This is a genomic window from Haloarchaeobius marinus, from assembly GCF_051207415.1.
GTDB lineage: Archaea > Halobacteriota > Halobacteria > Halobacteriales > Natrialbaceae > Haloarchaeobius.
The window spans coordinates 289,815-315,012 of record NZ_JBPKGD010000001.1 but is presented as its reverse complement, the minus strand read 5'-3'; the positions used below and the strand labels follow the sequence as shown (position 1 = coordinate 315,012).

Annotated in this window: 24 protein-coding genes and 1 pseudogene; 10 read left to right on the top strand and 15 right to left on the bottom strand. The window is 67.1% G+C overall.

Features of this window, described 5'->3' with window-relative positions; genetic code table 11:
- Positions 1-3: 3 nt before the first annotated feature.
- Positions 4-1,113, bottom strand: coding sequence for a PDDEXK family nuclease (locus ACSC1W_RS01705; protein WP_435344849.1), 1,110 nt, complete (start codon positions 1,111-1,113; stop codon positions 4-6).
- A gap of 51 nt (positions 1,114-1,164) precedes the next feature.
- On the opposite strand from ACSC1W_RS01705, the pseudogene ACSC1W_RS01700 reads away from it, so the two are divergent.
- The 5 genes and pseudogenes from ACSC1W_RS01700 to ACSC1W_RS01680 form a co-directional block, all read left to right on the top strand.
- Positions 1,165-1,317 (top strand): annotated as a pseudogene (locus ACSC1W_RS01700) (DUF7262 family protein); the annotation flags it as partial.
- The gene (locus ACSC1W_RS01695) at positions 1,314-1,829 is read left to right on the top strand and encodes a DUF7261 family protein (protein ID WP_435344848.1); all 516 of its coding nucleotides are present in this window, start codon (positions 1,314-1,316) and stop codon (positions 1,827-1,829) included. The pseudogene ACSC1W_RS01700 and the gene ACSC1W_RS01695, both read left to right, overlap by 4 nt.
- Before the next feature lie 84 nt (positions 1,830-1,913).
- Positions 1,914-2,186, top strand: a complete 273-nt coding sequence (locus ACSC1W_RS01690) for a HalOD1 output domain-containing protein (protein WP_435344846.1) — start codon at positions 1,914-1,916, stop codon at positions 2,184-2,186.
- A 243-nt stretch (positions 2,187-2,429) separates the two neighbouring features.
- Positions 2,430-3,752 carry an APC family permease gene (locus ACSC1W_RS01685; RefSeq protein ID WP_435344845.1) on the top strand — a complete coding sequence of 441 codons (1,323 nt, stop codon included), beginning with the start codon at positions 2,430-2,432 and terminating at the stop codon, positions 3,750-3,752.
- Positions 3,753-3,816: 64 nt separating this feature from the next.
- Positions 3,817-4,056: a cation-transporting P-type ATPase gene (locus tag ACSC1W_RS01680; protein ID WP_435344843.1), complete on the top strand. Its 240-nt coding sequence runs from the start codon at positions 3,817-3,819 to the stop codon at positions 4,054-4,056.
- 58 nt (positions 4,057-4,114) lie between these two features.
- Here the strand turns inward: ACSC1W_RS01680 and ACSC1W_RS01675 are convergent, their stop codons facing one another.
- The 6 genes from ACSC1W_RS01675 to ACSC1W_RS01650 form a co-directional block, all read right to left on the bottom strand.
- Complete coding sequence (locus tag ACSC1W_RS01675; RefSeq protein WP_435344842.1) at positions 4,115-4,408, bottom strand: bacteriophage holin; 294 nt, start codon at positions 4,406-4,408, stop codon at positions 4,115-4,117.
- Positions 4,409-4,607: 199 nt separating this feature from the next.
- The gene (locus ACSC1W_RS01670; protein ID WP_435344840.1) at positions 4,608-5,957 is read right to left on the bottom strand and encodes an FAD-dependent oxidoreductase; all 1,350 of its coding nucleotides are present in this window, start codon (positions 5,955-5,957) and stop codon (positions 4,608-4,610) included.
- 153 nt (positions 5,958-6,110) lie between these two features.
- Positions 6,111-7,538: an FAD-binding oxidoreductase gene (locus ACSC1W_RS01665; RefSeq protein ID WP_435344838.1), complete on the bottom strand. Its 1,428-nt coding sequence runs from the start codon at positions 7,536-7,538 to the stop codon at positions 6,111-6,113.
- A 127-nt stretch (positions 7,539-7,665) separates the two neighbouring features.
- Entirely contained in the window at positions 7,666-8,487 is an 822-nt protein-coding gene (locus ACSC1W_RS01660; protein ID WP_435344836.1) for a helix-turn-helix transcriptional regulator, read from the bottom strand.
- Between the two features lie 153 nt (positions 8,488-8,640).
- Complete coding sequence (locus ACSC1W_RS01655) at positions 8,641-10,935, bottom strand: thermonuclease family protein (protein ID WP_435344835.1); 2,295 nt, start codon at positions 10,933-10,935, stop codon at positions 8,641-8,643.
- Positions 10,936-11,245: 310 nt separating this feature from the next.
- On the bottom strand, positions 11,246-12,154 hold the full coding sequence (locus ACSC1W_RS01650; protein WP_435344833.1) for an alpha/beta fold hydrolase: 909 nt from the start codon (positions 12,152-12,154) through the stop codon (positions 11,246-11,248).
- 249 nt (positions 12,155-12,403) lie between these two features.
- On the opposite strand from ACSC1W_RS01650, the gene ACSC1W_RS01645 reads away from it, so the two are divergent.
- Positions 12,404-13,663: an RNA-guided endonuclease InsQ/TnpB family protein gene (locus ACSC1W_RS01645; protein ID WP_435344831.1), complete on the top strand. Its 1,260-nt coding sequence runs from the start codon at positions 12,404-12,406 to the stop codon at positions 13,661-13,663.
- Positions 13,664-13,852: 189 nt separating this feature from the next.
- Here the strand turns inward: ACSC1W_RS01645 and ACSC1W_RS01640 are convergent, their stop codons facing one another.
- Positions 13,853-14,677 carry a helix-turn-helix transcriptional regulator gene (locus ACSC1W_RS01640; RefSeq protein WP_435344830.1) on the bottom strand — a complete coding sequence of 275 codons (825 nt, stop codon included), beginning with the start codon at positions 14,675-14,677 and terminating at the stop codon, positions 13,853-13,855.
- Between the two features lie 118 nt (positions 14,678-14,795).
- Here ACSC1W_RS01640 and ACSC1W_RS01635 point away from each other — a divergent pair, with 118 nt between their 5' ends.
- The 4 genes from ACSC1W_RS01635 (at position 14,796) to ACSC1W_RS01620 (ending at position 16,985) form a co-directional block, all read left to right on the top strand.
- A complete protein-coding gene (locus ACSC1W_RS01635; RefSeq protein ID WP_435344828.1) occupies positions 14,796-15,062 on the top strand; it encodes a hypothetical protein in 267 nt (88 codons plus the stop codon).
- A 144-nt stretch (positions 15,063-15,206) separates the two neighbouring features.
- Entirely contained in the window at positions 15,207-15,419 is a 213-nt protein-coding gene (locus tag ACSC1W_RS01630) for a hypothetical protein (RefSeq protein ID WP_435344826.1), read from the top strand.
- A gap of 211 nt (positions 15,420-15,630) precedes the next feature.
- Complete coding sequence (locus tag ACSC1W_RS01625) at positions 15,631-16,497, top strand: phosphatase PAP2 family protein (RefSeq protein WP_435344824.1); 867 nt, start codon at positions 15,631-15,633, stop codon at positions 16,495-16,497.
- A gap of 44 nt (positions 16,498-16,541) precedes the next feature.
- Entirely contained in the window at positions 16,542-16,985 is a 444-nt protein-coding gene (locus tag ACSC1W_RS01620) for a pyridoxamine 5'-phosphate oxidase family protein (protein WP_435344822.1), read from the top strand.
- Between the two features lie 42 nt (positions 16,986-17,027).
- Here ACSC1W_RS01620 and ACSC1W_RS01615 read toward each other — a convergent pair whose 3' ends face one another.
- The 7 genes from ACSC1W_RS01615 to ACSC1W_RS01585 all read right to left on the bottom strand — a co-directional run bounded on the left by ACSC1W_RS01615 (position 17,028) and on the right by ACSC1W_RS01585 (position 25,078).
- Positions 17,028-18,773, bottom strand: coding sequence for a hypothetical protein (locus ACSC1W_RS01615; protein ID WP_435344820.1), 1,746 nt, complete (start codon positions 18,771-18,773; stop codon positions 17,028-17,030).
- A 140-nt stretch (positions 18,774-18,913) separates the two neighbouring features.
- Positions 18,914-20,047: a methyltransferase gene (locus ACSC1W_RS01610; RefSeq protein WP_435344818.1), complete on the bottom strand. Its 1,134-nt coding sequence runs from the start codon at positions 20,045-20,047 to the stop codon at positions 18,914-18,916.
- A 445-nt stretch (positions 20,048-20,492) separates the two neighbouring features.
- Complete coding sequence (locus tag ACSC1W_RS01605; protein ID WP_435344816.1) at positions 20,493-22,025, bottom strand: hypothetical protein; 1,533 nt, start codon at positions 22,023-22,025, stop codon at positions 20,493-20,495.
- Between the two features lie 99 nt (positions 22,026-22,124).
- Entirely contained in the window at positions 22,125-22,400 is a 276-nt protein-coding gene (locus tag ACSC1W_RS01600) for a hypothetical protein (protein ID WP_435344814.1), read from the bottom strand.
- 69 nt (positions 22,401-22,469) lie between these two features.
- The gene (locus ACSC1W_RS01595) at positions 22,470-23,312 is read right to left on the bottom strand and encodes a hypothetical protein (protein ID WP_435344813.1); all 843 of its coding nucleotides are present in this window, start codon (positions 23,310-23,312) and stop codon (positions 22,470-22,472) included.
- A gap of 62 nt (positions 23,313-23,374) precedes the next feature.
- Positions 23,375-24,037, bottom strand: a complete 663-nt coding sequence (locus tag ACSC1W_RS01590) for an AIM24 family protein (protein WP_435344811.1) — start codon at positions 24,035-24,037, stop codon at positions 23,375-23,377.
- Positions 24,038-24,220: 183 nt separating this feature from the next.
- Positions 24,221-25,078, bottom strand: coding sequence for an SDR family oxidoreductase (locus tag ACSC1W_RS01585; RefSeq protein WP_435344810.1), 858 nt, complete (start codon positions 25,076-25,078; stop codon positions 24,221-24,223).
- Positions 25,079-25,198 lie beyond the last annotated feature (120 nt).

Here is a 25,198-nt window from a genome sequence, read left to right as displayed (position 1 = left end):
GGTCTATACGCCTCTACCAGTCAGTGCATCGTGGCCTAAGAGCACCATGCGCTTGTAGTGTTCACTGATGTCTTCTCGAATGCCTCGAACTTCGCCGACCGTTTCGGTCGACCATCGTTTCCAGACGACGTTGTACCGTTGGTTATCCTTGACTGTTAGTCCCGCCTGTTCGAACGCCTCCCGCTCAGCATTAATTTTCTCTCCGACCTCGGGAATCTCGTTCTTGTTATGGACACCGATAGTGACGCGGTCCATGTCTGGCTCGGGTGAGACGTAGTAAATAATGCCCTCCGGGTGGGCGGGGTGTCGCGACTCCAGGGCGGCTCCTCGAGTGTTGAATCCGTCGGGGAAGGCAACAGATAGCGTATCGGTGTGAACGGCCTCCCGAAGTTGTGGGAAGATGGGTTCAACGATTTCGGCAATGAGTTCGGGATACGTCGGTCTGGGCCGATTCTTCGGGCGAACACGATCGAGGTCGTAATCAACGATGGTCGATCTCGCGAAGACAGTACGGTCACCTTCGCCTGCTCGGGTGAATCGTTGGACTTCGATGCATTGGAAGTGGACTTCTTTGTCTACCAAGAACTGGGCATGTTCAGCAGTCTGCGGTGTAATCTTCTCCGCGGCCACCACGATTCGCGGGTAGGTGTTGAACTCGTGCTCTGCAAGTTCTTTTCCGAACCGAGCTTCCACGGCTGATCGAAGGGTGTCACCAGCAACGTCAGCCGAAGCTCCCTCCCATTCGCCGTTTTCCAGCCGTCTACAGTAATCTTGATAGAGTTCATCCAGGGCCGTGTAGTCGTAAGACTGCAACGAACTCGCATACATCTGCGGCTGCGAGAGAATCGTTTCCTCCGACGCGCTTCCCGTCCCAGAGCGCCCAATTTTCACCTCGACCACGACGATGTTTCCGTACTGGTCGCAAGCGATGAGGTCAGGGACGCCAGAATCCAACCGAACTTGGCGACCAATGATGAGAAGCGGTTCATCCAGAATCAGCTCAGGATTCGCGTGGAGAATCGATTCAAGAGCGGCTTCTGGCCTAATTGGGTCTTGTTGGAATCCCGTCAAACCACTCTGGCCGAGACTGTCAACACATTCATAGATTTTCATGAGGCCCCTGTCGCAGTGCTATAGGTAAAGTTTTCGTACCGGATGAACGGCCGCATCGAACGCATCCTCCCCGAGAACCTGCTCTACCGGGTCGAGACGCCGCACGGGTCCGTCGGCTACCGCGTCCCGGCCGGCGTGTCCGTCGGCGTCGCGACGGTACCGACCGGTCACGGCGACGTGACGATTCGCCTATGGTACGTATGAACGACCGGGCACAACTCGTCCTCGTCGCTGCGGGCGTCGTCGCGGTCGCACTCGTCCCTCTGACGTTCGCGTACCTCCAGCTCGGGTCCCATCCCGACGTCGACGCCAGCGAAGACCCGACGTCGCCCGTCCGGGACGGCATCGCCGTGCTGGAACGTGCCGTCTACGAGGCTGGAAGCGACGCGACGGGCGCACCGTGGAGCGAGCGCGAGGGGGTCGTCTCGTCCCTCCGGCAGTCGCTGGAACCCAGGTTCCGGTCGCTCGAGTCGTCGCGGGTCGGCGAGGGTATCGCGTACCAGGTCTCCTCGAACCGGTCGGCCGCTGCCGACTGGGCCGGGTCGAATTGCCCGTCGGGACCCAGTCGGCGGTTCGGCGCCTGCACGGCGATAGACGGCGTGGTCGTTCAGGAACGGGCCGGCGAGACGACGGTGCTGGCGGTTGCGGTCGACCTGCGAGTGACGACGAGCGAGGGGGAATCCGCAGTCACGGTGGTCGTACAGGTGGTCGGATGACGAGTCGCGTTCTTACCACATTCATCGCAGTTGAATGGTCGATTGGTCGGTTCTATAGAATACTGCCCCGAACAGACAGCTACGATGAACGAGAATCCCGATGACGAGGTCGTTCGTCGCCAGCTGGAGCAGGACGGCGAGAGTCCGTCCGACCAGATCGCGACGATCGTCGCCGAGCTCGAGGCGAAAGAGACCACCCAGTTGCGGACGATGTACGACACGCTCGACGGGGTCATCGACAACATCTTCGCCGACCCGCCGTCCCCGGACGCGCAACTGCGCATCGAGTTCACCTACGAGGGATACCGCATCACGGTCGAGCAGAGCGGCGCCGCGACGTTCGAGAAGACGGCGTGAGGTGAGTCCGGACCGGTAGCCAGCGGAGGACCCTGGGTGGCTATCGAATCCCGAATCTGGGTCGACAGTGAGTCCCGTCGAGGAGTCCATTCGGGCAGTACGCTCGGCGTCCGGTCGAGTCCGTCGCCACGCACCGTCGCCGTCGGAGCCACAGACGTGCGCGTGCTCCTGTGCCGTCCGGAGCGTTTAGGTGTCGAGCGAACGAACGGTTCGTCGTCGGAACCAGGAGTATCCGCATCCACCATGTCGGAACAACTCGGGCTTCGAGAGGTCGTCGCCATGGGAGTCGGGGGGCTCATCGGGGGTGGAATCTTCGCGGTTCTGGGCGTCGCCGCCGACATCGCCGGTACGGCAGCCTTCCTCGCCTACCTGATCGCCGGGGTCGTCGCGATGGCCTCGGGTTACTCGTACGCGAGGCTCACCGCCCACCTCGAGGAAGAGGGTGGCTCGTTCACCTTCGTCGAACACTACACCGGGAACGAGAACGTCGCGGGACTGGTGGGGTGGACCCTGATCGTGGGGTACGTCGGGACCATGGCGATGTACGCCTTCGCGTTCGGGTCGTTCGCGGCGGAACTCCTCGCAGGCGCGACCGGCACGTGGCTTCGAATAGCGCTCTCGATCGGCGTCGTCGTCGTCTTCACGGGAGTCAATCTCATGGGTGTGCGCGAGAGCGGCGAGTCCCAGGACGTCCTCGTGTACGTCAAGGTGGTCATCCTCGTCGCGTTCGGGCTCGTCGGCCTCTGGGCCATCTTCCTCGGCCCCGGTCCCCGGCCATTCGCCGGTGGCGTCTTCTCGAAGGGGTTGCTCGCACCGATCGTGAGTATCGGCGCCATCTTCGTCTCCTTCGAGGGGTTCCAGCTACTCGCCTACGAGTACACGGACATCGAGGGGCGTATCGACACCATGGAGACGGGCATCTACCTCTCGATCGCCATCTCGACCGTGATCTACGTCCTCGTCGCGTTCGTGACGACGGTCGTATTGACCCCGGAACAGATCCTCCAGTCGAAGGAGACCGTCCTCGCCGTCGCGGCGAGTATGCTCTTCACCGACCCGCTGATACAGCGGGCAGCGTTCGTTCTCGTCTCCATCGCCGCGCTGTTCTCGACCACGTCGGCCATCAACGCGACGCTGTTCGGCACGGCTCGGCTCGCGCACAAGATAGCGAGCGAGGGCGCGCTGCCGAAGCTGTTCTCGTTCCGGAACCAGGAGGGGGTGCCAGTGTGGAGTCTGGTTGTCATCGGCGGTCTCACGGCCGTCTTCACCTCGCTGGGAACGCTCGAAGAGATCACGTCGTTCGCGTCCATCGCGTTCGCGCTCGTCTTCGGGACGGTGAACTACATCTGCCTCCGTGACCCCGGCACAGAACGCTCGCCGTGGATTCCCGGGCTCGGGCTCGTCGGCACCGCCTCGTTCGTCCTGCTCATCCTCTGGTACTACCTTCGAACGCAGCCGGCGATGCTCTCCTACGTCGGGGGCATCTTCCTCGCACTGGTCGTTCTGGAGGTGGGCTACTCCGAGCGGCGGCGGATCGAACTCCCGCTCCGGATACGAAGCCGGTGACCAGGTCCGAAACGAGTTCTGCTGAACCGGCCACGTTCTCCAGAGGTCGGTAGGGACATCCAGCATGGTTCGGTGGCTGACGGGAGAACGCAGGCGAAGTCGGTCCGAATCGCGGTGGTCCGTCGACACGGGTGCCACCACCGGGGCAGATCGGACAGCACGGTTCTGTGCCACGCCGCCCAAGACGGTCGTCGATAACCTCCGGACCTCGCGGGACGGCCGCACCGAGACCGAAGCGGCCGCCCGACTGGAAGAGCACGGCTACAACCGCTTCCGGGACCGCCAGCGGACCGGGCGTCTCTAGCTACTCGTGGCCCGGTGCGAGAGCCCCATCATCCTCCTACTGGTCGTCGCCGCCGCGTTCACGTCCGAAGTCGATTGTAGAGCGACGAGAAGGCGTACCCTCCGGACAGTCCGTCGACGAAGGCCCACACGGCGCCAACGACCAGTCCCGACGCGCTTTCGTCGTAGCCCCGATAGACGTCGGCGAGGAGCCGTTGCCAGCGTTTCCCCCAGCCGAACCGGGCGGTGATTCCGAGCACCACGACGGCCCCCGACCAGAGGAGGCCGCACGCCAGTCCGAACGCGCTGGTGTCGAGTTTCGACGTCTCGGTCGCCACCTGTTGGGAGTCGAGTTTCGACGTCTCGGTCGCCATACGTTCACGTACGTCCGCGCGGCGTATAGTTCTCCGGTCGGTCCCGCCCGGACGGAGTCGGTGTCCCTGTCGACGATGCTCACGAGCAGAGCATACGGGACTGGCGTGCTGTACAGAGCGCGCGAGTTCAGTGGAGGGAGGACGGTCGATTCGGGGTTCCGCAACCGACACCGACGACGGAGACGCCTGCAGAGCGAACTCAGGGGCCCGGTTTCGCGACCCGCCACACGATGCCGGGACGGAACAGCGACGCCGGTCGGTTCTCCATGGTGACGACGCGGACGAACGCCTCGGTCAGCGTCCCGTCGGTATGGGCCTTGCGGAGCAACCGGGAGACGTAGCCGTTCACGAGGGTCGTTCCGAACGGTTTCGGGCCGGTCGTCTGTGGAAACTCGAAGTCGGAGCCCACGGCGAGGTTCCACGCATCGTCGACGACTCGTGCGGCCCGTTCGAAGAACCGGGGTGGGAGTTCGTCACGGGTGGACTCGGCCAGCGTATGGTGTAACTGTACGGCCTCGAGTGCGGCCACGGACATCCCCTGGCCGTAGATGGGGTTGAGGCTGGCGATCGCGTCGCCGACGACGACGAGGCCGTCGGGGAACCGGTCGAGGTCCTCGTAGCGACGCCTGACAGAAGACGGGAACGGATAGCGGGCGATGTCCTCGGAGCACAGCGCGTGTTCGTCGAGGAGGCGACGGATGCCGGCGACCGGAAGGCTGGCGGCGTAGTCGGCGAATCTCTCGGGTTCGGTCGGGGGGTGGTCCCCGTGCATGCCGACCAACGTCAGCAGCCAGCGCCCGTTCTCGACCGGGAACACGGCCGCACCGCGTGTCCGAGGAGGGTCGGGAAGAACGAGGAACGCCTGGCGAGTCTCGGTGGGGCGTTCGAGGAGGGCGGTGCTGTACGTCAGGTCTATCGACACCTCGTCGCGTGGCGGGGCCGAATAGCCGTTGTTCTCCAGCCAGACCGGCGTTCGAGACGTTCGCCCGGTGGCATCGACCACCAGGTCCGCGCCGAGTTCACGCTCACCGTCGACGGTTCGCACGGTCACGCCCTCGACGGTCGACGCCCCGTCGTCGACGAGGAAGTCCCTGACGTGACACCCGTCCAGGATGGTCACGCCGTCGAGCGCCGCGACGCGTCGCCGGGTAACGTGCTCGAATACCGGCCGACTCGCGTTGTACTGGGGGATGCGGGTGGGTCCGTTCGCGAGCACGCCCCCCGCCTGGTATATCTCGAAGTCGCTCGCGAAGTCGAGCACCAGTCCGCCAGCGTCGGTCACGTCGTCGCCGAAGCCGGGGAAGAGCGCCTCCAGCGTGGCCTGTCCGGCTGTCTGCATCGCGTGGATGTGGTGGCCCTGCGGGACGCTCGGACGAGGTGTCGCCTCGTCGGGGAGCGGGTCCTTCTCGACGAGCGTGACCGTCTCGAATCCGTCACTCAGGATCCGGGTCGCCAGGAGTCCCGCCATGCTCGCCCCGACGACCACGGCGTTGCCCCGCCTCTCGGTGACCCCGTCGGGGTCGTACGGCGGAACGGTCGCCAGGGTCATCCGTCGACCCCCGCTCCTGCGCCCGTGGTTCTGGAGTGCATCGCACCGGCAGGCCGCGCGGCTGCGCCGAGTACCGGGGCGGCCAGCAGCACACCCGGTACGAACCGGACCGCCGACGACCGTGTCGTGACCGTCGTCGACGCGTCGCCCGACTCACTCATGACTCGCTCCGCGGTCGGCCAGAGCGGACGGCGTGATGGTCTGGTTCATCCGGAAGCGGTTGTCGGGGTCGTACGCGTCCTTGAGTTCGACCAGGCGGTCGTGATTGTCGCCGTAGGCAGCCCTGACCCGTTCGTCCCCCTCCTGGCCGAGGAAGTTCACGGCCACGCCGTCGGCCGCGAACGGTCCGAGCGCGTCGTGGACCTCCCGGGCCCACGAGACGTGGGCCTCGTCCGCGGCGGGGTCCTCCCACCGGGCGAAGACGTTGAACGAGAACGCGGCGTTCCGGTTCCAGTACGCGGTGGCGTCCGGTTCGACGCGGGAGATGGCGCCGCCCAGGTGCTCGAGGACTATCTGGGTCGTCGGTGACGGGAGCGTGCGCGCACGTTCGACCACCACGTCGATGGCGTCGTCGGGGAGGGGGTCGACCATCCGGCTCTTCCAGTAGTTCCGGTACCCCGGCGCCTGTGGCTCGTCGAGCATCTGCTGTACGGCCGTGAACGGCGTGGGCTGGACCAGGTCGACGAGCGGTTCGCCGAAGTCCCGGAGGGGCTGGACGACCGCCTCGCCCGCCTCGATGGACCCCGAGTAGCACGGCGCGAGCGCGACCACCTTCTCGCCGTGTACCGCTTCCGGGAGGAACGGTGCCGGCGGCGCCGTCATGATGGCGGCGTAGCAGGCGAGTTCGTCCGGCGCCTCGTCCGTGAACTCGCGGTGGAACCGGAGCACGTCGACCGCGTCCTCGAAGGGGTGGAGGACCATCCCTGCCAGGACCTCCGGGCCGACCGGGTGGCAGTCGAACTCGAACGAGGTGACGATGCCGAAGTTGCCGCCGCCGCCGCGGACCCCCCAGAACAGGTCCTCGTTCTCGGTGTCGCTCGCGTGGCGCAGTTCGCCGTCGGCCGTGACCACGTCGACCGAGCGCAGGTTGTCGGCGGCGAGCCCGTGTTTCCGTGAGAGCCAGCCCCAGCCACCGCCGAGCGTGAGTCCCGCGACGCCGGTCGTCGATACCGTGCCGCCCGGCGTGGCCAGCCCGAACGCCTGCGTCTCCCGGTCGAGGTCACCCATGGTGACGCCGGGTTCGACGCGGACCGTCCGCTCGTCGGGGTGGACCCTGACCGACGTCATGGGGGACAGGTCGACCACGAGTCCGTCGTCGCAGACGGCGTTGCCCGCGACGTTGTGCCCACCGGCCCTCACGGCGAGGAGCAGGTCGTGCTCGCTGGCGAAGTTCACGGACGCGATGACGTCCGCGACCCCGGCACACCTGACTATCATCGCCGGATATCGGTCTATCATGCTGTTCCAGACCCGACGGCAGTCGTCGTAGTCCTCGTCGTCCGGGAGGATGACCCGGCCGCGGAGTGAGTCGTCGAACGCGGTCACCTCGTCCCCATCTATCGCCTCGCTCTCGGGTATCATGGCTACGTATCCATCGAGCGACTTCGGGTGCGACCCCGGTATAGGCACCTGCTGGAACCGTTTCACACCGTGCAACGCGTGCACCACACTGTCTGCCCTCGGCCTCGGAACGCCGGCCCGGACGCCGTCACGTCTCGGTCTGGGCGGATTCCGTTCGCTCCGTCAGCTCCGACGCGGTGAGTCGGGTCGACGCGTCCCGGTACGACTCGAACCGGTCCGTGAGTCGGTCGACGAGGGCCGGGTCGTCGGACTCGACGACGCCGACGTTGACGTCCCGGTCGTCGGCGACGATGAGGTAGGCCGTCCCGTCGTGGATGCCCCCTGGCGGGAAGGCTCCGTCGTGGACGTACACCGTAGAGTGGTCGGCGCCGACGACGTCCTCGAACCTGTCGGCGTACGGGGACTCCATCACCGACTCGACCACGGACGGGGTGGTCACCAGTTCTGACGTCTGCGCGTCGCCGACGACTGCCTCGTGCCTCGCCTTGATGCACGACTCGGGGAGCCTGTCGGCCAGCGTCTTCGTCCAGGTCGACTCGCGTTCGATGTCGAGCACGCGGGCCACCGGTGCCATCGGGTTGTCGGGGGTCGCGGCGGTGACCCTGGCCTCGGTCAGGACCGCCAGGTCGAACTCGACGTCCAGTTCCCCCAGCGGGAACCACGGCAGCAGTTCACGCAGATGTCTGGCGGTCTCCATCCGGTCGTAGAGGTCGACGAACGTGCTCGCGACGTACTCTCCGAGCGGCGTCAACGCGTATCGGGGCCCCTCTCTCGCGACCCAGCCGCGGTCCTCGAAATCACCGAGGAGGCGGCTGATGGTGGCTTTCGAGGCGTCGGTCTCGCTCCGCAGTTCCGACCTCGTTCGGGGGCCCGCCGCGAGGGCTTCGAGCGCGGTGAACCGGTTCTCCGAGTCCGCCAGGAAGCGGATGTCTTCGAGCGGACTGAACATGGATGCTCCAACGGTCGATGCTGGCATAACTGTACTGTCACGGTGTAGCACGCCGTTCACCGGGCAGCACGGCGCGGCCGGGTTCGAAGTCCAGCGTCGCCGGTCGTGCCGACGGGGAGGACGGCACGTCGACTGTAGACCGTTCGAAATCCGTCAGACGCCGTCCTCGACCTCCTCGGCGGTGGCCGAGGCGCTGTTGCCGGCGGCGTCGTAGACGACGACCTCGAACTCGTAGGTGTGTCCGGAGTTCTCCTCCTTTCTCGCCTCCATGTTCTCGGTGCCCGACTCGGACGAGCCGGCGATGCTCACGGTGTCGGTGTACTCGGTCTCGCCGTCGTCGAGGTCCGTCAGCGTCGCCTCGATGCGGTCGAGGTCGCCGTCCGGGTCGCTGACCGACCAGTCGCCGTCGAACTCGGCGTGGGGGTCGCCCCCGCCGTTCTGCTCGGTGAGGCTGATGCTGTCGACCGTCGGCCCGTCGCTCGTCGGCTCGCCCTCGGTCACCGTCGTCGAGTCGCTCCCCGTGCTCCCGCCGGAGTCGGAGACCGTGCAGTCGACGGTGTAGCTGTTGCCCGAGCCGTCGTCGTCGGGGGCGACCAGCCGGGTGGTGCCACTGGCGTCCGAACCGCTGACGGAGACGGTCGCCGTGTCGTCGGTGGCGCCCGCGGTGTCGTCGGTCAGGGTGAGGTCGACCGAGGAGAGGTCGCCGTCTGAGTCGCCGACGTCCCAGGAGACGTCGAACTCGGCGTCGGCGTCGCTCGTCTCGACCTCGCCGACGGAGAGGCTGTCGACCGTCGGCGCGCTGGCGACGTTGTCCACCGTGACGGTGACCTGGCTCGCGTTCGTCGTCGCGCCCGCGCTGTCGGTGGCGCGGGCGTCTATCGTGTGGTCGCCGTCCGAGACGCCGGTCGTGTCCCAGTCGTACTCGTAGTAACCAGAGGTGGAGTCGTACGTCGCGGGCTGCCAGGTGCCGCCGTCGATGGCCACCTCGACGGTGAGACTGTCGACGGCGTCCTCGCTGTCGGCGGCGCTGACCTGTACCGTGGTCGTCCCCGAGACGGTCGCGCCGTCGCTGGGGCTCGCGATAGAGCAGGACGGCGAGGCGTTCGAGGAGCCGCTGTCGGGCGTGTAGGCGTCGAACAGCGGGAAGGTCGTGTCGAAGACGCCCGTCGTGACGAACGCCGAGTCGCCGGTGTTGTTGTCGTCGTCGAACACCTGGTCGGCGTTCAGGCGCAGGTCCGACCCGAGGTCGGCCGCCAGCGCGTCGAGGTTCGAGCGCGCCGTCGCGGAGGCGAGCGCCGACCCCAGCAGGACGACGCTGCCCCCGTTCGAGATGAACGTCGAGAGTGCGTCGACCTCGCCGGTCGTGAACGCCTGGGGCGGGTTCGTGACGATGATGCTGCGGGCGGTCGAGAGCGCGTTGTCGCCCGACCCGTCGAAGGAGTTGATACCCTCGAAGGGCAGGCCGACGCCCTCCAGGAACCGCTGGTAGACGACGGCGTCCTCGCACGACAGCGCGTGGGTGGCGTTGAACTGGCGGTGGCTCCCCTCGACGAGCACCTGGCCCGTCTTCGAGGAGAGGTAGTCGGCGAGGTTCGAGAGGAACACCTGGTGTTCGCCGACGGCGTCGCCCTCGTGCTCCTCGTTGATGAACAGTCCGCCGACCAGCGCCAGGTTGTTGGCCTCGTCGACGCCGACCATCGGGACGTCGGTGTAGTCGACGGCCCCGGAGTCGAGGCTCTGGTACGCGGTCGACTCGGCGAAGACGGGGACCCGCGAGGGGTCGATGGCGCCAGAGTCGGTGCGGACGCTGGAGGCGTTCGGGAAGAACACCGTCGAGACGGGGTCGTTGTCCACCTCGGTGGTGTTCTCCGGGTCGTGCTGGGACCAGACGCCGACGCCGTCGGCCTGGGCCTCGTGTTCGGCCTGCCAGATCTGGTCGTGCTTCGTGAGCGACGAGGAGTACACCCGGGCGTACCCCTGCCGGACGAGGTCCTCGTTGTAGAGCGTGTCCATCGACCCGTCGCCGCTCTTGTCGTAGCGGATGTACGCCAGCAGTCGGCCGAACGGGTCCAGTTCGTCCTCGTTCTCGTCGACGGCTATCTGGACGGACGTGCCGTCGGGGAACTCGGTCTGCGCGTAGTCCTTGGCGTTCTCGCCCCAGGTCGAGAGGTGCTTGTCGTCCTCGATGCCCTCCCACTCGCGGACCTCCTCGTACTGTCCGTTGCGCCTCGTCTCGGGCGAGTCGTGCCCCAGGGTCCTTATCTCGTACTCCGTGCCGTCGCTGTCCAGCGTGACGTCGATCGTGTCACCGTCCGTGACGTCCGTGACGGTGGCGTCGTACCAGGTCCCCGGTTCCAGTTGCGTGTCCGCCGCTGTGGCCGCGTTGCTCCCGAGTGCGATACCTCCGACCGCCGTGACAACGGTTGTCAAAAAATCCCGTCGGCGCATCGTCCTTCTTGACTACACACAGTAAAATAAATGTTCCCAGGAGATAAAATGTGAATAGATATCCGGGGTCATTCCTTCGAGGTTCAGGCTCGCACACGGACGAAAGACCGGGTGCATCCGGTCGAGGCCGTGACTCCAAACCTGGCTACCCTCGATTCGAATCGAACCAGCACCTTCGGCGGTGAACTCGTCGGCGCCGGTGAGACTCCCCCGCGAACCCACCGGCGCACCGACCGCCGATACCACCGCGGTCTCGGTCGCTGCGCCGTTCGAACGCGTCGGTCAGGGGCTCTCCGTTCTCGGACGAACGTCACGATGCCAGTTCCTCGTCGGCTGCACGACCCTCGAGGACATCGTACAGCGCTTCGAGGAACGCTTCCGGCCGTTCGAGTTTGGGGTCGTCACCGGCGTCGTCGACGACGTGCAGTGGCCAGCCGTAGCGGGAGTTCGCCCGCTCGGCGATTCCGAGCCGTACGGCGCGGTCGTCCCGCCCCCAGATCAGGAACGTCGGCACCGGTATCTGCTCCAGGTTCGCTTCCGGAATCCTCGGTACGCCGACCTCCCTCATGAGGGTCCGCATGGCCGCCTTCACGCTCGGCGTGCGTGCTCGTTCGAGGTTGTACTCCAGGAAGGGCTCCCAGTCGTCGCCCATCTGCTGTATCAACCCGTCGCGGTCGATCATGCACTGGTCGAGGAACCTGTGGTACGCTCGGTCCGTCGGTCGCACGAGGAAGCGCACCAGACCGAACGCGAATCTCGGGGACGGCAAGAAGCGACCGAGCCCGAGCGAGTCCACGAGTACCAGTCGTCGGAGTCGAGCGTCGCGCTCGCTCGCGAAGCGGGCTGCGATGGCGCCGCCGAGCAGATGCCCGACCAGCGTCGGTGGCGTCGAGCAGGTCTCGTCGACGAGTTCGCCGAGCCACGTGTTCACGGAGTCCGCATCCAGCGCGTTGTCGACGACCTCGGAGGCACCGTGGCCGGGGAGGTCGGGAACGACTACGCGATGGGTCGTTACCAGGTCAGGGATGACCCGCATCCACCAGAACGAGGATTCACCGGGGCCGTGCAACAGCACGACCGGCGGGCCATCACCGCCCTCCAGAACCGTGGTCGTCACACCGGCCAGCTCCAGCGTTCGCTCTGCGACGGGAAGGTCGGTCAGCAACTGTTCCCGGAGGTCGTTCGGTCGTGGGTCCTGTTTCGCCTGTCGTTCTGCCATGAGACCACCGTTTGCAGTTCGCTCGCCGACGAGATGTAATTTCCCTATGAAATATTTCGTCCCGTGAAGAACGCGTCGGACGGTCTTCAGCATTTTTCGAGGTGGAGCCTCCGACCTCAAGAAGCGACCGAAGCGTAGTGAAGGGAGCGAGTAGGCCGGAGAGGAAACCGACATGGGACGACACAACCGGCACACTGCGACGGCCCGACTCCCGAATGTTTAAGAATCATCAAGAACACATATGAAAATATGGAGGTCCGGCGTACCGCCCCCGTCAAACTCGTCGTTCCCGACGAGCGCCGCGACGACCTCCACGAATCTGCCCGGCAGTTCCTTCACTGCGCCAACCGTGCCGCAGAGTTCTGTTGGTCCGACGACTCGTACACCGAGTGCGTCACATCCAACACGACCGCACGGGACGCACTGTACGACGACCTCCGCGAGGAAACCAACCTCACCGCGAACCTCGTCCAGGAAGCCATCCGACGCGCTGTGCACGCAACCAAAGGATGCGTCGAACGGTGGAAGAACGGCAAGCGCGTGAGTCAACCGGAGTTCACGTCCTGGAGCATGGTCTACGACAAACGGAGTGCCACGTTCTATCGGAACGAAGTCTCGCTCTCGACTGTCAACGGTCGCGTCGAGTGTGACTTCGAACTCCCATCGGACAGCCCGACGCCCTACGAACGGTACGTGCTATCCGAGGAGTTCGAGTTCCGGGCGAGTACGCTCCAGTACGACGCAGTGGACGACGAGTTCTACTTCCACATCACCACACGGAAGGACGACTCCGAAGGAGACGGCGGTGACGACGCAGAGGGTTCGGCAGATACCGGGCACCAAACAGTCCTCGGTATCGACCTCGGCGTCAACAGTCTCGCCGTCTCCTCCACCGGACGCTTCTGGCAGGGGGACGACTACGACCACTGGTGTCGTGAGTTCGAGAAGCGACGTGGCGAGATGCAACAGCTCGGCACCCAGGCCGCCCACAACGCCCTGCTTCGGCTCGGCAAGCGCGAAGATGCGTGGCGGAAACAGTACATCCACACCGTCGCCAACGAACTCGTTTCGGAAGCCGTCGAGCACGACTGCGACGGTATCGTGTTCGAGGACTTGACCGACATTCGAGAGCGGCTCCCGAACGCGACGTGGCATCACGTCTGGGCGTTCCGTCGCCTCTACGAGTACGTCTCGTACAAAGGCCCCGAACGAGGTGTCTCCGTGGAGCAAGTCGAGCCGAACTACACGTCCCAGCGCTGTTCTCGGACGGACTGTGGGTTCACGCACGAGGACAACCGCCACGGGGAACAGTTCTGTTGCCAGAAGTGCGGCTACGAGGTGAACGCAGACTACAACGGCGCAAAGAACATCGGGCTCCGGTACGCCCAGAAGCGCGGACACAGACTCCGTTCCTCGCCCACGTCGGGGGGCGGAGACGCACCAGTAGACGTGCGTATGAATGGTGGGACGGTGAACGGCGAGAGTCACCGGCCGATTGCTGGCGACTGATCGCCGGGAGTCCACACCAAAGCCACCGAAAGGCGAAGCCTTTCGAGGCCTCGATAGAGCAGCGCTCTATCGGCGGCCCCACCCTCAAGGACCGAAGCGCGTCGCGCCGAGGGAGTAGGGTGGGGTAGTTTACAAGGGCATCGCTGTTTTGCGGGGTGGACAACCACTGGGGTCCGGCCCCACGGACGCCTACGAGTGCAGGTCCGACGGGACGAGCTTCTCCAGCGCCCGTGGCTCGACCGGTCTCGCCTCGTCGCGGACACGCTCGAAGGTGGAGATGGCCCACTCGCGGGCGGCCGGTGCGTCGGTATCGATGACGGCCGTCAGGGCCCCGGTCTCCACGTCGTGGCAGCAGATACCGGCGCGGTCGTCGACGATACCGAGTCCGCATCTGGACCGGTCGGGGAGGTCGTCGTGGACGTAGACAGTGCAGTGTTCGCGTGAGGCGGCCTCCACGACACGCTCCGGGTTCCACGCGAGAGTCTGCTCGAGGGCCGTCGGTGAGTACACGTACTCGAGTTCCATCCCGTCGACGACGGCCTGACAGACCGTCTCGTTGTTGAGCGACTTGAACACGATGCTGTCGAACCCGCGCAGTCGAGTGGTCCCCCGTATGAGGTGGGTCAGTCTCTCTATCGGTTCGTACGGGTACCCGGGTCCGGGATACGAGACCACGGCGTCGGTGAAGAGGTCGACGGAGAACCCCTCCATCTCCCGGGGGAGCCACTGCCAGACGTCGCGTAACTTGCGTTCGATGTCCATCGCGTCGCGGAGTTCGAGGAACCGCTCTGTCACGAACTCGCCGAGCGGGGTCAGGGCGTAGACCGGCCCGTCCCGGGCGACCCACCGGCGGTCTTCCAGGTCGGAGAGGACCCGACTCATGGTCGGTGTCGAGGCACCCGTCGCAGCGAGAAGCGCACGTCGTTCACGGGCGCCATCGACCAGTTCCTCCATCACGCCGACCCGGTGGTTCGATCTGGCGAGGAAGTCTATCTCTTCCAGGGCGACACCCATGGTACGAGTAGGCATAGCACAGTATAAGCCGTATCGGTGCGCGTGACCCGTCGACGGGCGATACGCGCGCTCTCCGGCACGTCGGACCCGTTCCGTCCGCCGGATTTCGACGCAACTGGTGTCAGCGGTCGACGATTACCGTTCCGAAAAAACCATTGGAGATGACCATGATGGGCTGGTTATGGGCCGATTAAACGAGGATGTCGTACTGGAATTCGTCATGATTCTGAGCAGCGTCGGTGTGGTGTACTACGGCGTGAAGCGAAGCGACTTCTTGCTCGCATCCACCGGCATCGGCTTGATCGGGCTATCCATGGACCGGCGCCGGCTCCGCCGGACCGTCCACAAATCACAGGCACACAATCCGACCACCGACGAGCGGTGAGGGTCCGTTCCAGCCACCGCACGCGAGTCGCTGGCTCACGAGGAGTCCACGGAACGCTCGACCGCTGCCCTCACCCCCTCGGCGTCGTCGACCGGGCAGCGTCGAACCGAAACGACGAAAGCAGACGAGTCTGATACAGCGGGTATGGACTCGTTCGAAACAGCGTACAGGGCGTTACTGGTGCTCTTTTTCGTCTCCCTCGTGGCGGTACTCGTCTACTCGATCACCTACTCGAACGTGGTGGCTACCGTTCTCACGGTCGCGCTTCTCTTCGTCCTCGTCGACCACCACAGGCTCCGACGCGAACTCGGCGACCGGCAAGCCGAGGCACGTGGGGAGCCAACCGAGGAGACGTGAGCTTCCGGTCCATCCGGTTCTTCGCCCCCGATGGTCTGTACTCGGGCGATGCTCCCGAATCGGACCAGGACGGGCGTCGGCCTCCGAGCGCAGGCGGTACCGTCAACCTTTTGGAGCGAGTATCTCGATTCTGGAGCGTGTATCGAACGAGCCTCGCCCCAAACATGGAACGGAATCACCCACGGTCGTCACCGACGACGGGCACGTACCGATGCTAGACCCACGCCTGTTCACGGCCCTCCAGTTCGGAGCCGAGATCCGTGAGGCGGTACCGGCGTGGCTGGTGCCGCTGTTCGTCTTCATCACGCGCCTCGGGAGCGTCGCGTTCTTCCTGGTCGTGTTCGTGCTGGACTACTGGTACCGGAACCACAGGCGCGGGGCTCACGCCATCAGCCTGGCGCTCGGTGGGATGGCCCTCATCGTGGCGCTCAAGGCGCTGTTCGCGGTTCCCCGTCCACCCGACTCGGTCAACCTGATCCCGGCGGACGGCTACAGTTTCCCGAGTGGCCACGCCACCGGGTCGACCATCGCCTACGGACTCCTCGCGTACGACCTGGACGTCGGGTCGCGTCGCGCCCGGTACGCCGGTGCGTCCGTCCTGATCGTCCTCATCTCGCTCTCCCGCGTCGTCCTCGGCGTCCACTTCGTCCAGGACGTGGTGGCCGGGATGATAATCGGCGTGACCTTCCTCGCGGTGGCCATCTCCCTCACGGGGCACGACCCGCGGCCGGGCTTCTGGCTCTCGCTCGGCATCGGCGTCGTCGCCGCCGTCGTCAGCGGCGCGAGTCACGACGGCGTCGCCGTCCTCGGTGCGACCCTCGGTGCGGTGGCCGCCTGGGAGGTGCTCGATTCGGTGCCGTCGGTCGAGACACGTCACCGCAAGACCCTGCTCGCCGGCGGCCTGCCACTGCTCGCCGGCCTCGGCTACGTCTCGACGCGACCGGGACTCGAACTCCCGCTCGTCTTCGTCCTCAACGTGGCGTTGACCGCGGGCATCCTGCTCGCACCCGCCCTCGTCGAACGGGTCGACGGCCTGCGCCCGTCCGGGCGCGTGCGCTCCGACTCGGGTGCGAAGTAGACCGGGGACCGTCCCTTTTCTGCGTGGACGACGAATTACCGGCCATGAGCGACATCCGCTGGATACAGCTGTCCGAGGACGAACGGAACGCGTTCCTCGAGAACGGCGGGACGGGCGTCGTCTCCTTCTCGACGGACAGCGACGACCCCCCGTACTCGTTGCCGGTGTCCTACGGCTACTTCGCCGACAGGAACCACTTCCACTTCCGGTTCGCGCTCCCGCCGGACAGCACGAAGGACCACCTCCTCGACCGACCGGTCTCGTTCGTCGTCCACGGCGAGACCGACGAGGGATGGCGGAGCGTCGTCGCGACCGGCACGCTGGAGGAACTGTCCGACCTGCCGTACGAATCGAGCGCCCTCCAGGAGCGGTGGGCCGTCGACATCCCGGTGGTCGACATCTTCGAGGAACCCCCGGACGAGGTGACGTGGCGCGAGTTCCGTCTGGTCCCGGACTCGGTGTCCGGCAGGAAGGCAGTCGGGCAGTGACCGGTCGGTCCGGGTCGTCCGTTCGCACGACGGGCGCTGCCGTCAGTCGAACGCCGACCGCACGCGCTTGCGCCAGTCGGTGTTCTCCTCGACGGCGTCCTCCAGTCGCTCGATGCGGTCCACGAGGGCAGCGTGGTCCTCCTCGCGGAACTCGGCGATGGCCGACTCGGTGGCCTCGATTGCTGCCTCGTGACGCTCGATGGCGTCCCCGTGCTCCTCGGTGGTGGCCGTCGTCTCCCGGAGTTCGGTCGTCGTGTCGTCGAGCGTCGCGCGGACCTCCTGGAGTTCGTCGTCGTGGTCCGTCACCGTCGCCTCGAGCTGTGCGACGTCCGCCTCCACGCCCCCGACCGCCTCTGCGAGGTCGTCGACCGCGTCCCGCACGTCCGACAGTTCCGTCGCCTGTTCGTCGAGGCCGTCGGCCAGGTCCGAGTGCTCGCGTTCGAGCGATCCGAGCCGGTCCTGCACGTCGGTGAGGAGGCCGTGGGCCGTACCCTCCTCGTCGATGAACGCCTCGATGGCGTCCGTGTACGCCGCCAGGTCGTCGACCCGGCCGCCGAGATACCGGAGGCGGACGTCGACGCTCGGCTTCGGGCCGAGGCCGAGGGCGCGCTTGAGGGCGGTCCGCTGCCGTTCCGAGACGCCGCCCGAGCGAACCTCCTCGACCAGTGCGTCGAGCAGCCCCGTCTCGGCCGGGTACTGGTCGTCGACGTCGCCCTGTCGCGCCGAGGCAGCCTCCGCCGACCGGTCCGGTTCGGGCAGGTCGGGGTCGAGCGAGAACTCGCCCCACGTCAACCCGACCGGGTCCGCGTCGCCCACCGCGGCGAGTTGCTCCGACGCGAACCCCCCACCGAACCCGGGGTCGGTCCCGGCGGCGACCGACGCGAACCGCTCGCCCGCGTCGTCGGCACCACAGCCGGCGTCGCCGGCCGCCATCACGAGTGCGGTCGGGTCGACCTCGCGGACGACGTCGTCGTCGACCTGCGTCAGCGCGACGTCGGCGACCGGGTCGAGCGACTCGACGGCTCGCCGGACGGTCTCGGCCTCGAGTCGCGCGCCGACGACGAGGTCGACGCTTCCGTCGAACGACCCGTCCCGGACCCCCGCCGGCGACGGGTCGCTCCCGAGGAGGTAGAACGCGTTCTCCAGCGAGTCGAGGACCATCTCGACGTCCCCGGCGGTCGCGCCGGGCGCCATCTCGACGCCGAGGTGGTAGAGCGACGGCGCGTCTGAGTCGTCCAGTCCGGCCGAGAGGGCGCGACGGACCGCCTCGGCCCGGTCTCCGTCGTCGACGGTCCCGGTCTCCTCCCCGTCCGGCGGCGAGTCGACCGGTTCCGGGTCGGCCGTCCCCTCGCCTGCGTCTCCGCCCGTGGTCGCGTCCCCGTCCGGGTCCGTCCGTTCTACGACGACCTCGCTGCCGTCGTCGCCCGCGTGGACCACCCTGCGGGCCGCCTCGACCGACTCGATGGTCGGCGGCGACTCCAGGTCCACGTCGGGGAGGGCGTCCGGGTGGACGTCGTAGCCCGTGATGACCTGGCTGTCGGGCGCCACGCGGCGCGTCCAGACGAGTCGGTCCCCCTCGACCGACCAGTTCTCCGGGTCGTGTTCCTCCCGGAACGTCACGGCGTGTTCGTACGCCTCGTCCTCGAAGCAGTCGTCCTCGAGTCGAACGGTCGCGTGGTCGTCCCGGTCGGACTCGACGCGGAACGTGACCACGATACCGTCGTCCGGTTCGTTCGTCGCACTGTTCACGAACTTCGTGATCGTTATTCCCCCATGGTTCGCGTTCATGTGCCCCACCCCGAGGGGCCGGTACTACTTGGATATCTAACTATTTCAAGATACTGCCCGATTCGGGGGCAGTCAGCCCGGAACGGCCATCTCGGGCCAGTTCCGGTCGGTCGGAGTCGTCCCCCGACGACGTCGCCGGGCTACGGCCGGGCCTCCAGCACCACGTGTTCCGCCCCGACCCGGACCTGCTCGACCGTCTCGAATCGGTCGAGGTACGGCCCGAGGTCCAGGTCGCGGTGGTGGACGAGGGTCGCCCGACCGCCGGGTGCGAGCACGCGCTCCATCCCGGCGAACAGGTCCGAGAGGACGCCTGCACCGGCGTGCGTCGGCGGGTTCGAGAGGATACGGTCGAAGCGCCGGTCGGCGACGCCGTCGACGCAGTCGGCGGTGACGACGGTCCCCTCGACGCCCGAGGCGGCGAGACTGCACTCGGCGCAGGCCGTCGCCACGGCGTCGTCGTCGCTCAGCCAGAGGTCGCAGTCGGCGACGCGGCCGGCGTACGCGCCGACGGCTCCGTAGCCACAGCACAGGTCGAGGACGCGCTCGCCGTCGTCGACCGTCGCGGCCTCCAGCAGGAGTCGGGTCCCGTCGTCCAGCGACCCGGCCGAGAAGGTCCCCGGAACGGAGACGAGTTCGAGGTCGACGCCGTCGACGGTCGGCGCGAGCGTCCGTGGCGTGACGAACGCCGGTCGGTCGAGTTCGTCGGGGCGAGTGGCCGCCAGGACGCGGCACCCGGCGTGGTCGCCGACCGTCTCGACCGAGGCGGCGACGTCGGTCAGGCAGTCCTCGTACCGCGACAGACCGGTCCGGTCGGTACCGGCCACGTAGAGCGACCCGCCGGGGCGAAGCGACGCCAGCGCGTCGACGAGGCGGCGCTTGCCCACCGGGACGGGGGTGTACGACTTCGGGGCGTAGGCGGCGGTGTCGAACGTCCGGTCGAGGTCGGTGCAGTCCGCGAGCAGCGAGACAGTGGCGTCGACGCCGTTCGCGGCGACGTTCCGCTCGCAGCACCGGGCGGCGCGGGCGCTCGACTCGGTCAGGTGGGTCGACCCGGCGACCGCGGAGAGGACGCACCCGACGACGCCGTAGTTCGCCTCGGGAACGCACAGGTCGCCGAGGGGGTCGTCCCAGAGCGCCTCCAGCAGCGCGAGGTCGGCGTCGCGAAAGGCGTCGGGCGAGGTGACGCCGTCGACGGTGTGGAACTCGTAGCGCGACGGCCCGTCCTCGACCCGGGCGTCGAGGGTCAGGTCGGGAGCGTGCCTGCCTACGGGCATCCCACCACCTCCGGTTCGGGTCGGTCCGGGTCCGGTCCGGGGGAACGGCCGACGACGGGGACGGGCGGTTCGGCGTCGTGCGGGCGATGCGACTGGCGGTACGTCGGTCGATTCGGCGGTGTGTCTGACATCGACTGTGGGTCGGCGGCTCGTGGCGGTCGGGAACGGGACGAGCGCGCTCCGCTGGTGGTGTGAGAGACCGGAGAACGGTCCACGCACCGCTATCGCGGAGCGCGAACCAGGTACCGGTCAGCGTGACCGCCCGACGAGGTCCGACCCCGGTTCGGTCGGGTCGTCGAGGGGCCCACAGCCGGCGAGCCGGCCGACCCCCGCATCGCGCCTACGCGACGCGAGTCGTGGTCGACCGAGAGGCGACGTTCAACGTGAGAACCGGTTCAGGACCCGGCACCGAAAATCTTGCGTCCCGGGACGGTCGCCCGTGCGGCTACGTGCGGTCGACGTCGACGCGATAGGCCTGGCCGTCGAGTCCGAACGTCAGTCGGTCGCTGTCGTAGCCGACGACCTGGTCTCCGACGCCCTCGTCCGTCCGGAGCACTACCGCCTCGACGTCGTCGTCGAGGAACGGCAGCGTGTTGCGCAGGCCGCGGAAGCGCCGACGCATGACCTGCTCGCGGACCAGCGTCCGCTCCGGGTCGGCGTCGGTCCGGGTCAGCGTCAGCGTGGCCGACGGCGGGCGCTCGCCGTCCTCGTAACGCGGCGACGTCACCGTGACCGTCGTGCCGGAACGGGAACTCGTCACGCCTTCCGTCGGCACGAGTTCGACGGCGTCGCCGGTCAACTCGACCAGTGCTGCGCTCCGGACGGAGTCGTGTCCGTACCCGGCGACGGCGGCGTAGCGACCGCCACCGAGGTAGCCGACGTCGTACGCACCCCCGGACGTCGGGAGCGCCTCGCCAGGGTACGCGTTGAGCGTCCACGTGACCGCCTCGCCGGGCACCGCGATCCGGCAGTCGGTGGTGTGGGTGAACGGGCCGACGTGGTACCACGAGTCGTCGACGAGTTTGTAGAGGTTCCAGTGGCCACACCGGGTCGCCTCGCGGGACTTGTTGACGAAGGTGAACCGGACCTGCTCGGGCAGGGTCCCCCGCTCCGTGCTGGGGCGGACGTACGCCCGGGTCGACTCGTCGGCGTCGTGGTACCACGTGGTGTAGACCCGGTCGCCCTCGCGAGGCTGGCCGAATTCCGGGACGTCGGTCCCGGCGAACCGTGACGTCGTCCCTGGACCGGGAGCGTCGGTGTCCCAGACCGCGAGCCGGAGCCCCACGTCGTCTCGGCTCCGGAACTGGTAGACGCCGGGTGGTCGTCCCCGACCGGCACCGTCTGGGTGGCCGACCAGGACGTACTCACCGTGGAGGGTCTCGTCGGGGGCGAGTCGATGCGTCTCCGGAGCCCAGTCGTCGAGCGACGGCTCCCCGGACGCCAGACGCCAGAGTCCGTCGTCGGTGCGTTCGACCGGCGGCGCGTCGTCCACGAGGTCGTGGTTCTCCGTCGGCACGAACAGCAGGCCGACGCGGTAGGTCAGGTCGCTGTGGTGATAGCGCCGGCCGAACCGGTGCGGGATGCGACTGGCGTAGCGGCCGAACGGTGGCAGCCACGAGAGGTCGAACGTGTTCTCGAACGGGTTCGCGTTCGTGAGCGTCGCCTCGACCGTCGCGGGGTGGTCGGCGGTCGCGGTCGAGGTGAACTGGACGGTCACGGACGCGTCGTCGGGCGAACGGTAGTGGGTCGGCGTGAGCGCGTAGGTCCGGTTCGTCGTGTCGAGGTCGACGAGACTGGTGCGGGACTGGACACGGTCGCGGCCATCGTCCTCCGGGTCGGATTCAGTGGCCGTCGGCGTCGTGGTCGCGTCGGTCCTGGAGTCGGTCCTGCCCGTCCCGGGGTCCGAATCGAGCGTCGTACACCCGGAGACGGTGAGGACCCCCGCGCCGAGACTCGCGAGGAGGGAGCGGCGTCGCATGTCAGGACCCAGTCACGCGAGCGATATATCCTTTCGGTGACGACGGGCACGGGAGCTACGGGCGGCGAGTTCTGGGCCGAACCCGGTCTCGTCGACCTGTCACTCGCCGGTGAGCTGGTTCGCACGCACGACGACGTAGATGAGGACGAGGGCGGTCCCGACCGCGAGGACGAACTGCGTCACGAGCGTCAACACGAACCCGAATACGGAGACTGCCCCCAGGAGTTCGACCAGCAGCAGTTGCAGGACGACCGGGACGAGGGCGACCAGGACGACGGCCCCGATGAGCCTCGCGAGGAAGCGCACCTCGTTCAGGATCTGACCCCTGTCGAGTTCTCCCGAGGGAGACGTGAAGAACGGTCTGGAAGACGACATCGGCTCGATATGTCCGTCCCCTCGCAATGAATCTTGCGTGTACCCGGTCCCTCGAACCGGCGCGACGCCTCACCGGCGGCGGTCGACCAGGTAGGACTCGACCCGGTCGGCCATCGCGCTCCGGACCACGCTCTCGTCGGTGTCGACCGACCCGTCGCGGAACGCCCGCGCCCGCTCGCGGGCCAGCGCCTCGACGGCACGCTCGAACAGCGCGTCGAACCCGAGCGCGTCGTCGTCGACCCCCAGGTGGGAGACGAGGCCATCGAGCCACCGGTCGGTGACGTGGTCGTCGACGAGTTCGGCGGCGGTCGCCCCGTCGAGCGCCGAGTCCCCGAGTGCCGGAACCGCGGGGTTCGTGACGACCGCCCGGTCGCCCGTCTTGTCCCGGAGCACGACGCCGGCGGCCGGGCCGTCGGCCCAGGTCGAGTCCGGGATCGCGTAGTCGTCCGGGTCGAAGTCGACGGCCCGGACCTCCTTCTCGAACGCCACCACCGGGTCGAGTCCGAGTCCCGCGTAGACCTGCTCGGCGGCGTCCAGGGGGAGGAACCGGCCGCGTTCGCCGTGGTACACGTCGGTCCCGAGGAACGACGGCGTCCGGCGCCAGTCGTAGTCGACGGCGCGCTGGTCGACGGCGACGCCGAGGAAGGTGACCGACTCGACGGCGTCGACCGACGCCCGGAGTTCGGCGCGGTCGAAGCGCGTGCGGACGTGCCGGACGGCGTGCTGGTACCGCAACGGCACCTCGGCGGGGTCGTACACCGCGTCGGCGTCGCCGAAGTGGAGCACGCCCGAGGGCCGGAGCTGGAACCGGAACGGCGTGCCCGAGACCAGTTCCCGTATCCAGAGGTGACCGCCGTCGAGGAGTGCGTCCGGTGCGTCTGCGAGCGTCGGCGTCGGTGGGAAGTCCTGCATACGTAGCGATGCGTCGCTCGCGAGTTCGTGCCCGGACCCGATAAAAACAGCGTGTGGTCGGTCTACTGCTGTGGGCTGACTTCCTCGTACGGCTGGACGATGACGAACCCGCCCGGCTGCGAGAAGTCGAGCTGGTAGGTCTCGCCCGAGGACCGGCCGATGAGCGACTTCAGGTTGTGGTCGGTGTGGGTGCTCGGCGAGACGTTGCCGCTCCACGCCACGGTCGCCTGCGGGTCGGTGCGGACCGGCGTCTCCATCACGAGCGGGTCGCCGTGGGTCGTGATGGCGATGTAGCCGGGGCCCTCGAGGAAGACGTTGAACAGGCCGCCCGCGGACGCGCCACTGATGCTGCCGATGGTCTTGATGTCCCAGCCGATCTTGTCCTCGAAGGCGAGGACGTCGTTCCCGTTGACGCTGAGTTCCTCTCCCGGGTCGAGTTCGAGGATCTGGACGTTCTTGCCCTGGTCCGCGAGGTAGAGTTGCCCGTTCCCGGTCGCCTTCATCATCGTCGACCCCTCACCGGTCGCCTTCTTCTTGATCATCCCTTTCAGCCCACCGCTCGATTTCCGTTCGAAGGAGACCTCGCCCTGGTAACCGATCATCGAGCCAGCCTTGGCCATGATCGGGTCGTTCACGTCGACGTCGAGCAGTTTCGAGTTCTCGAGTTGAAAGACGTCTCCCCCCTCTCTCGGTGCATTCTGAGTCTTGAATTCGTCTAGATCCATCGTTGTTCCCAAGACGCGTCCGCTGCGTCTCGGATGGAGATACGTCGCTCACGTAATAAGTATCTCGTGTTGTACGGGTGGTCGTCACGAACGTACCTGTTCCGGCCCCGAGACCGGCAGGCTCGGCGGGAGAGCGCCTTCGAGCGACCTGTACCCGCCTCTAGACGTCGCGTCGACCGTCGCTCACTCGTAGGTGAGCGTCATCCCGCCGTCGAAGAGCAGGTCGCCGCCGTTGAGGTGTTTCGCGTGCTTCGAGAAGCCGAAGGCGAACAGGTTGCCGACGTCGACCGGTCGCATCATCTCCTTCGTGCGCGCCTGCCCGAGCATCACGTCCTCGACGACCTCCTGGACCGAGATGCCGCGCTGGTCTGCCGTGTCGGGTATCTGGTCGGTGACCAGTGGCGTCTTCACGTAGCCGGTGCTGACCGAGAACGACCGGATGGACCCGTCGCCCTCGGCGGCGATGGACTGCGTCAGACCGCGAAGCCCGAACTTGGAGACGTTGTAGGCCACCTTGTCGGCGGTGACGTAGTGGCCGTGGACCGACGCCATGTTGCCGACGCATCCGCCGCCGTGCTCGCGCATGTGCGGGAGACACCGCTTCGAGAGGTAGACGGGGGCGCGGAGCATCACGTCCTGCATCGTGTCGTAGACCTCCATCGGGAACTCGTCGATCGGGTCGATGTGTTGCATCCCGGCGACGTTCGCGAGGTAGGCCAGGTCCCCGCGGTCGGCGGCGGCCTCGACGACGGCGTCCATCTCGTCGTCGCTCGTGAGGTCTGCGACCTCGCCGTGGAACTCGCCGGACACGCCGAGGTCTGTCGCCTTGTCGCGCGTGTCTGCGAGACCCTCCTCGTCGACGTCCGTGCCGACCACGGTCAGGCCGTTGGCCGCGAGGACGACCGCCGTCGCGCGACCGATGCCCGAGGCGGCACCGGTCACGACGGCGACGCGTTCGTCCGTGAAGTCGTCGTCGTCGATTCGGAGCACGTCCTCGCCGGTGAGTTCGGGGGGTTCGACCGCATCGTCAGTCGTTGCCATGCGTACGTTTCAATCGACGGCCGAGACCGGTATAGACGGGGGTTGATATGCGAATGCCAGTCACGGCCCCGGCGACACTAGCGGCGAGAAGGGGCGACGGGAGTGGCGACGACGGGCCCC

What these genes read in the sequence shown, in the direction of transcription:
- ACSC1W_RS01670 (WP_435344840.1), bottom strand. Translation starts at nt 5,957, where the DNA reads ATGACCCTGGCGACCGTTCCGCCGTACGACCCCGACGGGGTCACCGAG.
- ACSC1W_RS01680 (WP_435344843.1), top strand. Translation starts at nt 3,817, where the DNA reads ATGGTTCGGTGGCTGACGGGAGAACGCAGGCGAAGTCGGTCCGAATCG.
- ACSC1W_RS01655 (WP_435344835.1), bottom strand. Translation starts at nt 10,935, where the DNA reads ATGCGCCGACGGGATTTTTTGACAACCGTTGTCACGGCGGTCGGAGGT.
- ACSC1W_RS01585 (WP_435344810.1), bottom strand. Translation starts at nt 25,078, where the DNA reads ATGGCAACGACTGACGATGCGGTCGAACCCCCCGAACTCACCGGCGAG.
- ACSC1W_RS01615 (WP_435344820.1), bottom strand. Translation starts at nt 18,773, where the DNA reads ATGAACGCGAACCATGGGGGAATAACGATCACGAAGTTCGTGAACAGT.
- ACSC1W_RS01665 (WP_435344838.1), bottom strand. Translation starts at nt 7,538, where the DNA reads ATGATACCCGAGAGCGAGGCGATAGATGGGGACGAGGTGACCGCGTTC.
- ACSC1W_RS01600 (WP_435344814.1), bottom strand. Translation starts at nt 22,400, where the DNA reads ATGTCGTCTTCCAGACCGTTCTTCACGTCTCCCTCGGGAGAACTCGAC.
- ACSC1W_RS01645 (WP_435344831.1), top strand. Translation starts at nt 12,404, where the DNA reads ATGGAGGTCCGGCGTACCGCCCCCGTCAAACTCGTCGTTCCCGACGAG.
- ACSC1W_RS01690 (WP_435344846.1), top strand. Translation starts at nt 1,914, where the DNA reads ATGAACGAGAATCCCGATGACGAGGTCGTTCGTCGCCAGCTGGAGCAG.
- ACSC1W_RS01605 (WP_435344816.1), bottom strand. Translation starts at nt 22,025, where the DNA reads ATGCGACGCCGCTCCCTCCTCGCGAGTCTCGGCGCGGGGGTCCTCACC.
- ACSC1W_RS01595 (WP_435344813.1), bottom strand. Translation starts at nt 23,312, where the DNA reads ATGCAGGACTTCCCACCGACGCCGACGCTCGCAGACGCACCGGACGCA.
- ACSC1W_RS01660 (WP_435344836.1), bottom strand. Translation starts at nt 8,487, where the DNA reads ATGTTCAGTCCGCTCGAAGACATCCGCTTCCTGGCGGACTCGGAGAAC.
- ACSC1W_RS01640 (WP_435344830.1), bottom strand. Translation starts at nt 14,677, where the DNA reads ATGGGTGTCGCCCTGGAAGAGATAGACTTCCTCGCCAGATCGAACCAC.
- ACSC1W_RS01590 (WP_435344811.1), bottom strand. Translation starts at nt 24,037, where the DNA reads ATGGATCTAGACGAATTCAAGACTCAGAATGCACCGAGAGAGGGGGGA.
- ACSC1W_RS01675 (WP_435344842.1), bottom strand. Translation starts at nt 4,408, where the DNA reads ATGGCGACCGAGACGTCGAAACTCGACTCCCAACAGGTGGCGACCGAG.
- ACSC1W_RS01620 (WP_435344822.1), top strand. Translation starts at nt 16,542, where the DNA reads ATGAGCGACATCCGCTGGATACAGCTGTCCGAGGACGAACGGAACGCG.
- ACSC1W_RS01685 (WP_435344845.1), top strand. Translation starts at nt 2,430, where the DNA reads ATGTCGGAACAACTCGGGCTTCGAGAGGTCGTCGCCATGGGAGTCGGG.
- ACSC1W_RS01630 (WP_435344826.1), top strand. Translation starts at nt 15,207, where the DNA reads ATGGACTCGTTCGAAACAGCGTACAGGGCGTTACTGGTGCTCTTTTTC.
- ACSC1W_RS01705 (WP_435344849.1), bottom strand. Translation starts at nt 1,113, where the DNA reads ATGAAAATCTATGAATGTGTTGACAGTCTCGGCCAGAGTGGTTTGACG.
- ACSC1W_RS01695 (WP_435344848.1), top strand. Translation starts at nt 1,314, where the DNA reads ATGAACGACCGGGCACAACTCGTCCTCGTCGCTGCGGGCGTCGTCGCG.
- ACSC1W_RS01610 (WP_435344818.1), bottom strand. Translation starts at nt 20,047, where the DNA reads ATGCCCGTAGGCAGGCACGCTCCCGACCTGACCCTCGACGCCCGGGTC.
- ACSC1W_RS01625 (WP_435344824.1), top strand. Translation starts at nt 15,631, where the DNA reads ATGCTAGACCCACGCCTGTTCACGGCCCTCCAGTTCGGAGCCGAGATC.
- ACSC1W_RS01650 (WP_435344833.1), bottom strand. Translation starts at nt 12,154, where the DNA reads ATGGCAGAACGACAGGCGAAACAGGACCCACGACCGAACGACCTCCGG.